At 59.4% G+C, this 14,696-nt stretch carries 11 protein-coding genes; 1 reads left to right on the forward strand and 10 read right to left on the reverse strand.

The annotated features are described in order from the left end of the window. Positions 1–10: 10 nt before the first annotated feature. The 8 genes from tssH to JQR86_RS00370 form a co-directional block, all read right to left on the reverse strand. A complete protein-coding gene (gene tssH, locus JQR86_RS00335) occupies positions 11–2,617 on the reverse strand; it encodes a type VI secretion system ATPase TssH (RefSeq protein WP_434154125.1) in 2,607 nt (868 codons plus the stop codon). 11 nt (positions 2,618–2,628) lie between these two features. Continuing rightward, positions 2,629–3,636, reverse strand: a complete 1,008-nt coding sequence (gene tssG / locus JQR86_RS00340) for a type VI secretion system baseplate subunit TssG (protein ID WP_434154126.1) — start codon at positions 3,634–3,636, stop codon at positions 2,629–2,631. Further along, positions 3,600–5,417 carry a type VI secretion system baseplate subunit TssF gene (tssF, locus tag JQR86_RS00345; protein ID WP_312271729.1) on the reverse strand — a complete coding sequence of 606 codons (1,818 nt, stop codon included), beginning with the start codon at positions 5,415–5,417 and terminating at the stop codon, positions 3,600–3,602. The genes tssG and tssF overlap by 37 nt, the downstream gene beginning before the upstream one ends. Before the next feature lie 9 nt (positions 5,418–5,426). Continuing rightward, positions 5,427–5,834: a type VI secretion system baseplate subunit TssE gene (tssE, locus tag JQR86_RS00350; protein WP_122041261.1), complete on the reverse strand. Its 408-nt coding sequence runs from the start codon at positions 5,832–5,834 to the stop codon at positions 5,427–5,429. Between the two features lie 11 nt (positions 5,835–5,845). After that, entirely contained in the window at positions 5,846–7,321 is a 1,476-nt protein-coding gene (gene tssC, locus JQR86_RS00355; RefSeq protein WP_434154127.1) for a type VI secretion system contractile sheath large subunit, read from the reverse strand. Positions 7,322–7,344: 23 nt separating this feature from the next. Continuing rightward, complete coding sequence (tssB, locus tag JQR86_RS00360) at positions 7,345–7,851, reverse strand: type VI secretion system contractile sheath small subunit (protein ID WP_122041262.1); 507 nt, start codon at positions 7,849–7,851, stop codon at positions 7,345–7,347. A gap of 35 nt (positions 7,852–7,886) precedes the next feature. Further along, positions 7,887–9,449, reverse strand: coding sequence for a type VI secretion system protein TssA (gene tssA / locus JQR86_RS00365; protein ID WP_434154128.1), 1,563 nt, complete (start codon positions 9,447–9,449; stop codon positions 7,887–7,889). Positions 9,450–9,804: 355 nt separating this feature from the next. Further along, positions 9,805–10,203: an acyl-CoA thioesterase gene (locus JQR86_RS00370; protein ID WP_037030601.1), complete on the reverse strand. Its 399-nt coding sequence runs from the start codon at positions 10,201–10,203 to the stop codon at positions 9,805–9,807. Between the two features lie 539 nt (positions 10,204–10,742). Between JQR86_RS00370 and JQR86_RS00375 the strand changes: the two genes are divergently transcribed. Beyond that, positions 10,743–12,053, forward strand: coding sequence for an MFS transporter (locus JQR86_RS00375; RefSeq protein ID WP_010796267.1), 1,311 nt, complete (start codon positions 10,743–10,745; stop codon positions 12,051–12,053). Between the two features lie 24 nt (positions 12,054–12,077). Here JQR86_RS00375 and JQR86_RS00380 read toward each other — a convergent pair whose 3' ends face one another. Next, a complete protein-coding gene (locus tag JQR86_RS00380; RefSeq protein WP_434154129.1) occupies positions 12,078–13,256 on the reverse strand; it encodes a M20 aminoacylase family protein in 1,179 nt (392 codons plus the stop codon). A 30-nt stretch (positions 13,257–13,286) separates the two neighbouring features. After that, entirely contained in the window at positions 13,287–14,594 is a 1,308-nt protein-coding gene (locus tag JQR86_RS00385) for an MFS transporter (RefSeq protein ID WP_074820845.1), read from the reverse strand. Positions 14,595–14,696: the final 102 nt, after the last annotated feature.

Consider the following 14,696-nt stretch of genomic DNA (forward strand, 5'->3'; position numbering starts at 1 on the left):
TGCGACCACCTCAGGCAAACTCACACAGAACCGCGCCATCACCATCCAGTGTGGCATGGACATGGGTCAGGGTTTCGCCCGCTGCCATTGCCTCCAGCAAGCGGTCAGCGATGCGTGGTAGCAGGTATTGGTCAAGCAGGTGGTCAATCAGGCGGGCACCGCTATCGCTTTGAGTGCAACGCTCGGTCAGGTGGTCAATCAATGCTTCGCTATGGCTCAGCGTCAGCTGACGGCGGGCCAGACGCAGGCCGAGGCGCTCCAGCTTCACGCCTACCAGCTCACGCAGCACGTCGCCACCTACGGGGTAGTAGGGGACAACGCGCATACGGGCCAGCAAGGCCGGCTTGAAATGGCGGGTCAGTGCAGGGCGAATGGCCTGTTCCAGTTCATCGACGGGTGGACGCTGGCCCTCTTCGCACAGGCTGGCGATACGGTCGCTGGCCAGGTTGGAGGTCAGCAGGAAGAGAACATTGCGGAAATCGATCTCGCGGCCTTCGCCGTCATTAGCAACGCCTTTGTCGAAGATCTGATAGAACAGATTCAGGACATCCGGATCGGCTTTCTCGACTTCATCCAGCAAGACGACAGAATAAGGCTTCTGACGTACAGCCTCGGTCAGCATGCCGCCTTCGCCATAGCCTACATAGCCGGGCGGTGCGCCGATCAGACGAGAAACCGTATGCTTTTCCTGAAATTCGGACATGTTGATCACAGTCAGGAAGCGCTCGCCACCATACAGCAGGTCCGCGAGACCCAATGCCGTTTCGGTCTTGCCTACGCCGCTGGGTCCTACCAGCAGAAATACGCCGACAGGTGCATCGGGGTTATTCAAACCCGCGGCGGCTGCGCGCATGGCCCGATTGAGCACCTCAATGGCCTGACTCTGGCCACGAACGCGTGCGCCCAGATCATCGGCGAAGCGGGCAACCTTGGTATTGTGCTCGCGGGCCAGCTGGGACAGGGGTACGCCTGTCCAATGGCTGATTACTTCGGCTACCAGGCGCGGGCAGACCTCAAAGCTGACCAGGCGCTCTTCCGCCTGGGCGGTTGAAAGCTCAGCCTGAACGGCTGCCAGCGCCTGCTCCAGCGCGGGCAGGTCAACTTCTTCGGCTGTATCGCTTTCGGCAGCTATGCTGCCTTGCTTCATGCGTGCTTCAGCGCATTGCTGGCGAAGCGTCAAAAGGCGAGTGGCCAGATCACGCTGGGTGCTCCAGCGCGTCTCCAGTTGCGCCAATTCGTCCTGGGCTTCCGCCAGACGGTCTTGCAGACGGTTCAACGCTTCTCCGTCAATGGCAAGGCCGGACTCCTGATCACGGCTCAGCGCAGCAAACTGGCGCTCGCCCTGGGCGATTTCGCTGCGTAGGCACTCGACGGCTTCTGGCGCAGCGGCCAAGCTGATACGCACACGGGCGCAGGCAGTGTCGAGCACATCGACCGCTTTGTCGGGTAGCTGACGTCCGGCCAGATAGCGTGCGGACAGCTCCGCAGCAGCCACGACGGCATCGTCACGCAGGTAGATGCCATGACTTTTCTCATAAACGGAAGCCAGGCCGCGCAGGATGGTAACGGCTTCTGTAACAGTCGGCTCCAGCAGCTTGACCGGCTGGAAACGGCGCGCCAGGGCCGGGTCCTTTTCGAAATACTTCTTGTACTCGCTCCAGGTCGTGGCGGCCACGGTGCGCAGTTCGCCACGCGCCAGCGCAGGCTTCAACAAGTTAGCCGCATCAGAGCCGCCTGCCTGGCCACCGGCACCAATCAGTGTGTGGGCTTCGTCAATGAACAGAATGATCGGTTTGGGCGAGGCCTTGACCTCATCAATCACACCTTGCAGACGACGCTCGAATTCACCTTTGACGCTGGCGCCAGCCTGTAGCAGGCCCAGATCCAAGGACAGCAGCTCGACGCCTTTGAGGGCTTCCGGCACTTCACTGGCGGCGATACGCAGCGCCAAACCTTCGACGATAGCAGTCTTGCCCACGCCCGCTTCGCCCACCACGATGGGGTTGTTCTTGCGGCGACGGGCCAGGATATCGATCATCTGGCGAATGGATTCATCGCGGCACAGGACTGGATCGAGCTTCCCATCACGGGCCTGCTGCGTGAAGTTATGGGTAAAGCGTGCCAGGAAGGACTCACCGGAAGCCGCCTGTGCCGAGGCAGCCTGCGGCTTCTGGGACTGGGCATAGTCGCGTAGACGCTCGGCATCAAGCTTGGCGATTAAGGGCTGGTACTGCGTACCCGCATAGCGCATCGGATTGCGCAGCAGAGCCAGGATAAGCGCGGCGGGGTCGATGTGGCTCTGACCCAGCTCCAGGCTGGCCACCAGCAGGGCATCCTGAAGCCACTGCACCAGCTCCGCTGAAAAGACCGGATTACGGGACTCGCTGGCTTCTCCGCGAGGTTGCAGAGTGCGCGCCAGCTCACCCGATTCGACGCCTGCATCCTGCAGGGCGCGAGCCAGCAAGCTGTCGGTACGCTCCAACAGATTTAGCATCAGGTCTTCGACCAGGATCTTGCTGCCCCCACGGGTCAGGCAGCGTTGGGCGGCCTGTTCCAGGTCGCGGCGGGTGTCGGCATCCAGTGCCTGTACCAACTGTTGCAGGTCAACGTTGATCATGTCATCAGTCCTTAATGAGTCTTGCCGGCCAGCGTTACGACGCCGTCCGCATGTTCATGGCCAAGCCAGCTGGTCCAACCCAGGCGGCACGGGTTCTCGGCGCCAAGCCGCAGCTCGCGGATGGCATCGGTGCGCAATTCCAGACGCAGGTCGTAGTCCAGCGGATCGCGCAACGTGAAGCGCACCAGGGCGCATAGCGGCGCATAACCTGCGCCAATGGGAAGAAATTCGTGGAAGCGGTTCCAGTCCAGCTCGCGAATATGAATACGAAACTTTCCGCTGCGATCACGCACCTGCTGCCCCAGCACCAGGTTCTCACCCAGGGTGCTGTTGCCCAGGCCCAGGCGGTTCTGTTGATCGGTAGAGATCTGCACCTGACGCTCGATGCACTGCTCGATATGCATGGCGGCATGCTTGAAGTAGTAGCGCAGCACTGCTTCGATCAAGGCCGCCGAGTGAGCGCGCAGGCTCAGCAGGCCCAGATAGGGCAGCAGGCGTTTCCAGTTGAGTTCCTGCGACTGGCGAATCGTCTCTCCACGCAGGCCGATCAGGGCGAACAGCTGTGCGGAAAAGTTATCCACAGCGCCACGTTGAAAGCTGGCGTTGTATCGATATTTACGCCAGATCGGCAGCAACAGGCGCTGGAAGCGATGATTGAAAAGATCCAGAAACTCGCGGGTCGGATTACCGGAGGGGCCATCCCCCAATGCCTGCTCGCTATAAAACGCAGGCAAGGGCGAGCCGGCACCCGCCAGGCTGACCAGGTTCAGGCGCATCCGCGCGCGCATCTCACCGTCTTCTTCGAAGAACTCGATACGATCGATGTCGCTACCCGGAAAACCCAGGCTCGGGTTGGCCTGAAATTCGAGGCGGTCATAGAGCGCTTCGTCATCCAGGTCGGGATTGTTCTGTCTAAGCTTTTCCAGTACCCGCTGTATGCCCTGAAAGAGGGTGTACTCACGGATACCGCAGCTCAGCGAGCTCAAAGCAAGGGCTGTTGCCCCATGCGCGGCGTCCATTGGTACACCTCTCCTTGTGTGCTTTTCACGCGCAGCTCATGGTAGGAATTGAGGCTGGCGTACAACGCGAAAAATTCATTGAGGACCGAGGCGAAGACAAACAGATCGCCTTCGCCCAGAAAGCCTTCCGGGTCCATGGTCAGCTCGGTGCTGATACCGCGAACGGGTAGTCCACGGTGGAGTCGGTCAACCGGCTTGTGGCTGATGCTTTTCAGGGCACCTAACTGGCGACGGCTGATCTTTTCCGCATGCTGGTCGTAGTAGCGCGGCAGGTCGTAAGTTTCGAGAATCACCTTGAGCGCCTCTACATCGGAGAGCGACAGGTAATTCAGCGACATATTGGAAATGAGCTTCCACAGGAAGTCGCGCGACAGTGGCGGCGCATAGCACGGTGTCGCGGTAGTGATATTGCGAAAGCTCAAGAACTCCGGTGTGTCTTCGCTAGGCAGGCAGATATCGCCCAGCTTGAGTTGCAACGGCAAGTTCTGGTTGGTGCAGACAAGCTCGATAGACAGCGTTTCGTGGCGCTCCTGGGCTACGGCATCACCGAAGCGGCTGCCTGACTCCTGAATGCCGAACGATAGATACGTGTCGACACCGTCATGCAGGATCGAGGTGCGCTGGCGCACGCTGTAATGCGGGCGCGCCTTGGGCACATCGAAGCTTGCATCGTGCTCGAAAGATTCGAACGGCACATAGTCTTCATAGCCCATGCCGCCGGGTCGCCAGCCGGTCACGCGCTCAACGGAATAGACGCCGCAGTGCTCGGTATCGTATTCGGCCGGCAGCAACAGGTACTCGTCCTGCTTGCCATCCAGGCGGATGGGGAGGGCGTCATGGTTGAACAGGTTTACGATCGGCGTGCAATAGAGGCGTACGTTGTCACGGGTGGGGCGAAGACGCTGGCTGCCCACCTTGCGCAGATCGAAGCGTAGCTCCAGGCCGCGTGTCTTCTTGATGATCTCTTGAGGCAGCGCATTGACGATGCTCAGCCCATCAAGCTCGACGAACAGGAACTTGTCCTGGAAGGCAAAGTACTCCTGCAGGAAGCGGTAACCCCGAAAGGTATTGTGCGGGTAAGGGATCAGCGCTTCTTCCTCGTCGACACCTACCGCACGCAGTCGGTCAGCACCCAGCTTGAACTGAATCGGCGTATCGTCGGGAGACTTGACCGGCTTGTTGTCGGCATCCAGCGGTATCAGCTGGACACCTTCCAGATGACGCAGCAGTGCCAGGTACAAGGTCTGGCTGATGTAACGCTCACCGGCCAGATGCAGGCGTAGGCGCTTGAGGCCGATATCGCCCAGGTGGCCTTCGGCGCTCAGGGTCAGGCGCAGGTTGAGCAGGGCACCTTCGCCTTTAGCGGAATACTCCAGTGCGGACAGGTCCAGCGGCAGCACGTCCGTAGCAAAGCATGTCCGGAAGCGGCAGCTTACGTCCTGTACCGGACGCGCTTCCACCGGCGTGTTGCGTGCAACGGTAATGGCGCCACCGGGACGCTTGAGCGGGTCGAACTGAAGCATGCTGAACGCCGGTAGCGGACGCATGTAGTTTGGCCACAGCAGATGCATCAGGGAGTGGGTCAGCTCTGGCAGCTCGTCGTCGAGCTTCTGGCGCAGGCGTCCGGTCAAAAAGGCAAAGCCTTCCATCAGGCGCTCGACATCCGGATCCCGGCCGCTCTGACCCAGGAACGGTGCCAGGGCCGGGCTGCGCTCGGAGAAGCGCTTGCCCAGCTGCCGTAGCGCGGACAGCTCGCTCTGGTAATAGTGGTTGAACGACATGTGCTTTCCTTAGCTGACCTTCACTTGTCCGCTGCCATCCAGGCGTGCGGTAAAACTGACCTGCTTCTTGATCCCGTCCACGTCCAGCCAGCCTTCGAGAATAAAGCTCAGGGTCAGCGGATCATGACTGCGGGGCAGGGATAACACTCGAACGCTGGATAAACGGGGCTCGTAGGCGTCGATAAAACGTTCGATAGCGACACGCGCCTGATTCAGCGAATCATGCAGGGACAGGCGCATGTCGTTCAGATCGGGCAACCCGTAGTCGGGCTGCGTTTGCACGCTGCCCGCACGGGTGCTGAGCATTTTGGCCAGATGAGAGGCGACCGAGGCCGTAACGGCTTGCTCCCGAGTCAGGCGGGCACGTTGATCCGCTTCCCCGGAAAGACGCTCGAACAGACTGCCGTAGCTCATCACCTGGCTCCTGCTCACTCTTTGTCCAGCTTGCCAACCAGGGACAGCGTGAAATCCGCGCCCATGTACTTGAAGTGCGGACGCACGCTCAGGCCGACACGGTACCAGCCCGGCTCGCCATCCACCTCGGTGACCTTGATGCTGGCAGCGCGCAGAGGACGGCGACCGCGAACTTCAGCACTGGGGTTTTCCTGGTCGGCCACGTACTGACGGATCCACTTGTTCAGCTCAAGCTCAAGGTCGGTACGTTCCTTGGTGCTGCCCAGCTGCTCGCGCTGCAGGACTTTCAGGTAGTGCGCCAGACGGCTGACGATGAACAGGTAGGGCAGTTGGGTGCCCAGCTTGTAGTTCATCTCGGCGTTCTTGCCTTCTTCGCTGTTACCAAAGAACTTCGGCTTCTGTACGGAGTTGGCAGAGAAGAATGCCGCGTTATCGCTACCCTTGCGCATGGTCAGCGCGATGAAGCCTTCCTCGGCCAGCTCGTACTCGCGGCGATCGGAAACCAGCACTTCGGTCGGAATCTTGGTCTCGATTTCACCCATGCTTTCGAAATGGTGCAGGGGCAGGTCTTCTACCGCGCCACCGCTCTGGGGGCCAATGATGTTCGGACACCAGCGGAATTTGGCGAAGCTGCTGGTCAGGCGAGTCGCGAAGGCATACGCGGTGTTGCCCCACAGGTAATGCTCGTGGCTGCTGGAGACGTTTTCCTTGTAGACAAAGCTCTTGACCGGGTTTTCTTCCGGGTCATAGGGCGTACGCAGCAGGAAGCGGGGCAGGGTCAGGCCTACATAACGAGAGTCTTCCTGCTCGCGGAAGCTCTGCCACTTGGTGAATTGCGGGCCCTCGAAGTGATCTTTCATGTCTTTCAGGTCGGGCAGACCTGTAAACGCCTCTAGACCAAAGAACTTCGGACCGGCTGCCGCAACGAAGGGCGCATGCGCCATGGCCGCAACGCTGGCCACATGCTGCATGGTCTTCACGTCCGGAGAGCTCGGGTCGAAGAAGTAGTTGGCAATGATAGCGCCAACCGGCTCGCCACCGAACTGGCCGTATTCGGCTGTATAGATGTGCTTGTACAGGCCGGATTGAACGATTTCCGGCGAGTCCTCGAAGTCTTCCAGCAGGTCCTGCTTGGATACGTTCAGGATCTCGACCTTGTTGTTCTCACGGAAATCGGTGCGGTCGACCAGCATCTGCAGACCACGCCAGGAGGACTCCAGCGATTGGAACTCGGCGTGGTGAAGGATTTCGTCCATCTGGCGGCTGAGCTTGGCATCGATCTCGGCGATCATGCGGTCGACCAAGGCCTTCTTGACCGGCTCTTTTTCGTTCTGCGGCTTGAGCAGCTCTTCGATGAAGGCAGATACGCCACGCTTGGCGATGCCATAGGCTTCGTCATCTGGCGTGAGCTTGGTCTCGGCGATGATGCGGTCAAGAATGCCGGCTTCGCCTGTTACTTGAATCGCTTCGAGAGCGGTATTGGTACTCATCTGAACTCTTCCTTGTCCTTGGTTCAAGCGTCCTGGTCGGCTTTGGCGGCCAAACCGAGTTCGCCCAGTACGCGTTCGCGGGAGTCATCGTCCGCCAGTACGCTTTCGATGGCCTTGCGGAAAGCAGGGGCGTTACCCAGCGGGCCTTTCAGCGCGACGAGGGCATCACGCAGTTCCATCAGTTTCTTCAGCTCCGGCACCTGATCCACGATGTTGGCAGGGTTGAAGTCCTTCATCGTATTGATGTTCAGGCTGACGCCCAGTTCTTCACCTTGCGCATCATCCTGCAGGCGGTTCGGTACGCTCAGGTTCAGCGTCAGTTCCTGTTTGCCCAGGACTTCATCGAAGTTGTTCTTGTCGATGCTGATCGGCTTGCGATCCTCGACCTTGCGATCGTCTGCGCGCTGGGTAAAGTCGCCCAGAACCATTAGCTTCAGAGGCAGTTCCTGTTCTTCCTGAACATTGCCAGTGGCGGGTTTGAAGGTGACGTTGATGCGTTCCTTAGGGGCTACCGAGCCTTCTTTGGCCATGGCATTTCTCCTTTCTGTGTGAAGGCCGTGCGGCCTCAATCAAGTACCACTTCGAGATCGATGTGGCACAACCTGCGGTAAAGCTCGTCCTTGTAGTCTCGTACTCCAGGGTTCTGAGGCAGCAGTTCGCAGCACTGATAGAGCAGCTGCAAAACCTCCAGGGCGAGTTCGGGTTCCCAGTCGGCCAGACCGCTGCGTTGCAGGGTCTCGTCGAGTGTTTGCAATTGGGTCTTGGCCAGGTCGTATTTCTTGGCCTGGAAGCAGAGGCGGGCGAGGGTGAGTTGCCAGAAAAATCGCTCACGGCCGCCTTGTGCGGTGGTCATGCCCTGCTTGAGTGTCTGAACCGCCTGCTTGAGGCCATCCTTTCGCAGGGTAGGCAGCAGGGCAGCCAGTGCTTCGTCCCAGGCGGGACGATTGTTGCCGCTATTCGAAGCCGTCTCGCGTGGCGCGCTGGGAGCCTGGGTATGTGGGATGACATGGGCGCTGATCCAGGCGCGTGTTTCGGCATCGGCAAAGGGTTGGCCGTCATGGAAGCGCAGCTCCACGATGCCAGGTACGCGGGCCAGGAAGAGGGCGAAGGGCATTTCGACTTCCTTCAGGGAGGCTTCAGCGCCTAATGCCTGTAGGCATTCCCAGGCCAGGCGTTGCCCATCGAACCAGAAGGGGGCACGTGCCAGGCTGGCCTCCAGTTCCACCAGCAATTCAGCATGCTGACCTTGCTCGAAGCGCTCCTTATAGGAGGCGATCTTGTCGGTGGGAAGTCCACGAAGCGCCGTGATCTGTTCGGCGTTGTGCTCGGGTACGCTGTCGATGCCTAGCCACAGCAGGGCACGATTCAGACGTAGCGGACGAATGTCCGTCGCCTTTTGCCGGGTCCACCAGGTGCACAGGAGACGAGCGCTGTCCTGCTGGGCGCGAAGGGCCTTATGGGCATCCCTGTCGTTTTCGATCGGCCCGGTTGGCACGTTGGATGAAGACGAAGCCAGCGTGGGTGCAACCGAAGGGGCGTTGGATGCTGTCGTTGGGGTCGCCGTCTGACCGGCACGCTTTACCTGATCGTCTACCCGCCGGCACAGCGGCAGTAACAAGGGCGCCTCTTCGCCCAGATACGTGGACAGGCAGGCATCCAGTGCCTTCAGGTGCTCTATCAGTTGCTGGAACAGCGGGAGCTGTTCGGAGGTTGGCGCGCAGTCCGACAGTACAGGTTCCAGACGCGTCAGCAGCCAGCCCAGGGCAGCACCGCGCGTACGTACCTTGCGTGGATGTAGCGCATCCCAATGCTGGGTGCACAGGGCATGAAGCAAGGCGATACCTGCCTGCAAGCCAGTGAAGCGCTCGCGCTGATACAAGGCCCAGACCAGCCAGGCGGCTACACGCAGGTCTTTGGATTGGGTACGCAGCAGTGCTTCGCTGCCGTCACAAATCATCTGCCAGTCGATCTGGCCGCTCTGATGAAGGGAGGAGGCTTTGGCTAGCTCGGCTTCGAGCTGTTCATACTCGCTAGAATATCGCGCGTCCTCGCCGCCGAAGTTGCCCGCTTCGATGGGCTGTTCGGCCAGGGCCAGATAATGCGTAGCGAGTGAACTGGAGGACGTCATTCCGTGACCTTGCTGAAGCATCCATTGCTTTAGGGGGAGCGATAGTGAACGGCCATCCAGGCCAATCGTCCCCGCGAAATTCTGTGCAATTCATTGCACAGCTTGATGTGCAGCAAATTGCGCACATGAGTAATGGTGCGCATCCTAAAGAGCGAAGCCCTCTAGAACAAGGCGGCAAATGTGACCGTTTGAACATTTAGAAGAATTGATGACCCAGCGGTATTTGTTACCGAGACGAACGGTTACCTGTAGCAACCGTTGCGTCTAGAGTGGGCAATTTGCTACCAAGCGTGACGTGCTTTGCTAGGGCGCTTAACAATAAGCACCCTTGGCTGCCCGCTTTTTTTCGCAGAATCTAGCGGCGAGGAACGGAGCGGGTACGGCCGCTGCCGTCGATGGCGACAAAAACGAAGGCGGCTTCGGTCACCTTGCTCCATTCGTTGGAGAGAGGATCATCGCTCCAAACTTCAACCATCATGCGAATCGAACTACGACCGACTTCCAGCGCCTGGGTATAGAAAGAAAGCTGCGCACCCACCGGAACCGGGACGAGAAATGCCATGCGGTCGATGGCAACCGTGGCGACGCGACCCTGAGCGATTCGACTGGCCATGGACGTGCCGGCCAGGTCCATCTGGGCGACGAGCCAGCCGCCGTAGATATCGCCAAACCCGTTCGTTTCGCGTGGGAGTGCGGTGATCTGCATGGCCAGATCGCCTTGAGGTATTGGATCTTCTTGTTCGAGTTCTTCAATCATGCGCGGGGCGCCCCTGGAGCCCTTTTCAATTTTGATGGCTGGGAGACCTTTTAAAGCAAGAATATGGCCAACCTGACCGGGCGTGTCGAATGTCGTCTGATCCTGGGCAGTATATAGACTGTGCCAGTCAGGTACGACAGGGTGTTGACAGTTTAAATAAATTCGCCGAACGGCTTGGGCGTCGGTATTTGAATTTGATATCGTGCAGGTTTGCACATGACAGACCCGACCGGGCCGTGTCATGGCTACACAGGTGATGGTTTGCGTTCAACCGGTTCGGGCCAGGTTCGCAATGTTGTCCACAAGATGACGGAGCGAACGTATCATGGCCCAGTGCTCACACGGCTTTTCATTTCCCTGGTTCTCGCTCTTGTATTAATGTCTCGTCTCCGCCCCGTGCGGATTTACGGCCTCCCTGCTTAACTAGGGGAGACGTTCACCGGTGTAGCTCGAACCTGTGTGCGGGAAAACCCTGCTTGTCCAGGTTCCACGGTCTAGCGCGAACGTGTGCATATAATTCTAACGAGACTTGAGCCATGAGACCGCAATCCCATTCCGCCTTGCCCGAATCACGCCCGTTAGGGCGCAGTGACTATAAGACCCTTTCCCTGTCCGCCTTGGGTGGCGCGCTCGAATTTTACGACTTCGTGATCTTCGTGTTTTTTGCCGCCGTAGTAAGCAAGTTGTTCTTTCCTGCCGAGATGCCCGAGTGGCTGCGCCAGATCCAAACCTTCGGCATCTTTGCCGCGGGCTATCTGGCACGTCCGCTGGGGGGCGTGATCATGGCCCACTTTGGCGATCTCTTAGGACGCAAGAAGATGTTTACGCTCAGCATCTTCATGATGGCACTGCCCACGCTGGGTATGGGCCTGATGCCAACATACGCCCAGATCGGCATTGCTGCACCGCTGCTACTATTGCTGTTGCGCATCATCCAGGGGGCTGCCATTGGCGGTGAGGTGCCGGGTGCGTGGGTATTCGTGGCCGAGCATGTCCCGAATCGTCATGTGGGCTATGCCTGCGGTACGCTGACGGCCGGGTTGACCTTTGGCATCCTGCTCGGCTCGCTGATGGCGACGCTGATCAATACCGTATTTACGCCCGTTGAAGTGCACGATTATGCGTGGCGTTTTCCTTTCTTGATCGGTGGCGTATTCGGATTATTCTCGGTGTATTTACGCCGTTGGCTGCATGAGACCCCGGTCTTCGCTGAGCTTCAGCTACGCAAGTCGCTGGCCAGTGAAGTGCCGCTCAAGGCGGTCCTGCGTGATCACCGGGGAGCCGTTGTCGTATCCATGCTGCTGACCTGGATGCTGACCGCCGGTATCGTGGTCGTTATTCTCATGACGCCCACGCTGTTGCAGACTCAATATGGCTTCTCTGCCGCGGTAGCGCTCAGAGCCAATAGCCTGGCAATCGTGTTCCTGACCGTGGGTTGCATCATATCGGGCTCGCTGTCCGACCGCTTTGGCAGCGGACGGATCTTTTTGATCGGCGGTGCGCTCCTGGGAATCATATCCTGGACGATGTACGCCAGCCTCAAGACGCATCCGGAATGGCTGTTCCCGCTGTATGCGCTGGCAGGCTTGTCAGTTGGGGTGATCGGGAGCGTGCCGCGTGTCATGGTACTGGCGTTCCCGGCCGAGGTACGTTTCTCGGGCCTGTCGTTCTCCTATAACCTAGCCTATGCCATCTTTGGCGGCCTGACGCCGATGATCGTGACGCTGATGCTCAAGCAGCATCCGTTGGGGCCGGCCTATTACGTGGTCGGCCTAGCCATTCTGGGCATGCTGGTGGGCGCCTGGCTGCTTAGCCAGGAGCGCCGTGTCGTACCGGTTGCGGCCTGATCCTTCGCGTACTCGAACGCTGCCTCAGACGAGGTAGCGTTCGGCAAGCTTGGCCCAGTAGCGTGCCCCAATGGGCAGCAGGGCGTCATTGAAGTCGTAGGCGGGGTTGTGCAGGCTGGCGCTGTTGCCATTGCCAATGAACAGATAACACCCCGGACACCGCTCAAGCATATAGGCGAAATCCTCGCTGGCGCTGATAGGCGCAAAATTCGGCACAATAGACTGGCTGCCAAAACACTCTTCTGCCACTGACCGTGCAAACGCAGTTTCCTGGGTATGGTTGACCAGTACCGGATAGCCGCGACGGTAATCCAGCTGGGCAGTCGCGCCAAAGCTTTCCGCCTGGGCTTGGGTAACCGCGCGAATACGCTGCTCCAGCTGATCACGCACGCTGTTGCTGAAGGCGCGAATCGTCAGCTTCATGTCTACCGCATCGGGAATGACGTTATTGGCATGGCCGCCATGAATACTTCCTATGCTGATGACCGCTGTTTCCAGCGGATCGATATTGCGCGACACGATGCTTTGCAACGCCATGATTGTCGACGCACTGGCGACCACAGGGTCGGTGGCCTTGTGCGGTACGGCGCCATGACCACCTTGGCCGACAATACGCAGGTCGGCAGTATCGGCGGAGGCCATGGCCGGTCCTTCTACAAAGCAGAAGTGGCCGGCCGGTACACCCGGCATGTTATGGAAGCCAAACACGGCATCGCAGGGAAAGAGATTGAACAAGCCGTCTTCGATCATGCGCAATGCGCCACCAAGTCCTTCCTCGGCCGGTTGAAAGATCAGATGAAGGGTGCCGTCAAAGGCGCGTGTCTCAGCCAGATAGCGGGCCGCTGTCAGCAGGGTTGTGGTGTGACCGTCATGCCCGCAGGCGTGCATCCGGCCGGCATTGGCACTGGCATAGGGCAGACCGGTGGCTTCTACAATGGGCAGGGCGTCCATGTCTGCGCGGATGCCAAGTCGCTTGCTACCCGAGCCGACCCTGAGCGTGCCAACCACGCCGGTGCCGCCCAGACCTCGATGGACTTCATACCCCCAGGTGCTGAGCGAGGCGGCTACCAGGTCGCTGGTGCGACGCTCCTCATAGCCCAGCTCAGGATGCTGGTGAATATCCCGCCGGAGGTTGACCATGTCGGGTAGAAAGTCTTCGATTCTCAAGGCAGCGTCGTCACGAAGAAGTGTATCGATAGGCATTTGGATTCCTCTTGTTTGCGCGTGGCGAGATCAGTCGAGGTGGCGCTCCTGGAAGGCCAGTAGGCCGGCCAGACCGATGCACAGCATGACGATCAGGTACCAAGCAGGTGCCAGTGGAGCTTGTGTGACTTGCAGCAGCCAAGTCACGATGAACTGTGCCGTGCCACCGAACAGGGTGACGCCGATGGCATAGGTCATGGCAAGACCGGTCGCCCGGACCGAGCGGGGCAGGGACTCGCTGATAAGCAGTAGACCGGCCGTCATGTTCATGCCAAGAGCGGCAACGACGGTCAGGCGGCACAGCAGAGCCAGCCCCTGTGTATCGGGTGAGTCCAACCAGGCAAAGGCAGGGTAGATAGCCAGAATGGCAACCACCAGGGCGACAGCGGCCAGACGCTTGTGGTGGCCGAAGCGGTCGGCCGCCAGCCCTGCGAACAGGGCGGATATCATCAGGACAGCACTGCTGGCGGTACCCATCCAGTAGGCCGTTGTGGCTGAAAGGTGCGAGACCCGGGTGGTGTACGTCGGCATGTAGAACAGGATGATGTAGGTCATCAGCGTGGCCGACATGATGATCAAAAGACCCAGCAGGAACCCTCGGGTATGGCTACGCAGAAAAGCCATGACCGGGGCGGCTTCTGGCTTGTCAGCGCTTTGTGGCTGGTAGGTTTCATCAACGTGGGCTCGGATGTAGAGGCCAACCGGAATAATCAGTAGACCGATCAGAAAGGGTACGCGCCAACCCCAGCTATGCAGTGCCTCTTCGCTGAGCGAGCCGTGCAGGATCGCAGCCAGCATGGCGCCCAATAGGGAGCTGCCGCCCTGGCTGATGACCTGCCAACTGACATAAAAGCCGCGCCGACCCCGGCTGGCTGATTCCAATAGTAACGCAGTGGCTGCCCCAATCTCGCCACCGGCTGAGAAGCCTTGTAACAGACGCCCCACCACTAGAAGCAGGGGTGCGAAAATCCCGATCTGGGCATGGGTAGGCGTCAAGGCGATAAACAGGCTGCCCAATCCCATGAGCAGAATGGTCAGCAGCATGGCCGCCTTGCGTCCGGCACGGTCGGCATAGGCACCCAGGACCATGCTGCCCAGGGGGCGCATCACAAAGCCAACGCCAAAGACAGCAACGGCCATGAGCAGCGAGCCGTAGGGTGTATCCGAGGGAAAGTACAACTGGCCGATGAGACTGGCGAAAAAACTGAAGACGGTAAAATCGAACATCTCCAGCCCGTTACCCAGGCTGGCAGCGGCGATCAGTTTGGCGCGGGGGAGTGGGGCGGCGACTGCCGATGGCGTAACGGAGGCGGCGTGCGAAGGAAGCGCATGAGCCATGGGGTATCTCCTTGGACGGCCAGAGGTCGATAGCTAGGCAAGCAAGGTTCGCGCCGGAGGGTGTCAACACGCTGAAAGTGGCCTGATCGGCTAGAAACTGAG

It is taken from the genome of Pseudomonas sp. JZ134, assembly GCF_051027695.1.
Classification (GTDB): domain Bacteria; phylum Pseudomonadota; class Gammaproteobacteria; order Pseudomonadales; family Pseudomonadaceae; genus Chryseomonas; species Chryseomonas luteola.

Excerpts from the sequence above, each read along its gene's own strand:
- tssH (WP_434154125.1), bottom strand. The coding sequence starts at position 2,617 with ATGATCAACGTTGACCTGCAACAGTTGGTACAGGCACTGGATGCCGAC.
- tssG (WP_434154126.1), bottom strand. The coding sequence starts at position 3,636 with ATGGACGCCGCGCATGGGGCAACAGCCCTTGCTTTGAGCTCGCTGAGC.
- tssF (WP_312271729.1), bottom strand. The coding sequence starts at position 5,417 with ATGTCGTTCAACCACTATTACCAGAGCGAGCTGTCCGCGCTACGGCAG.
- tssC (WP_434154127.1), bottom strand. The coding sequence starts at position 7,321 with ATGAGTACCAATACCGCTCTCGAAGCGATTCAAGTAACAGGCGAAGCC.
- tssB (WP_122041262.1), bottom strand. The coding sequence starts at position 7,851 with ATGGCCAAAGAAGGCTCGGTAGCCCCTAAGGAACGCATCAACGTCACC.
- tssA (WP_434154128.1), bottom strand. The coding sequence starts at position 9,449 with ATGACGTCCTCCAGTTCACTCGCTACGCATTATCTGGCCCTGGCCGAA.
- JQR86_RS00375 (WP_010796267.1), top strand. The coding sequence starts at position 10,743 with ATGAGACCGCAATCCCATTCCGCCTTGCCCGAATCACGCCCGTTAGGG.
- JQR86_RS00380 (WP_434154129.1), bottom strand. The coding sequence starts at position 13,256 with ATGCCTATCGATACACTTCTTCGTGACGACGCTGCCTTGAGAATCGAA.
- JQR86_RS00385 (WP_074820845.1), bottom strand. The coding sequence starts at position 14,594 with ATGGCTCATGCGCTTCCTTCGCACGCCGCCTCCGTTACGCCATCGGCA.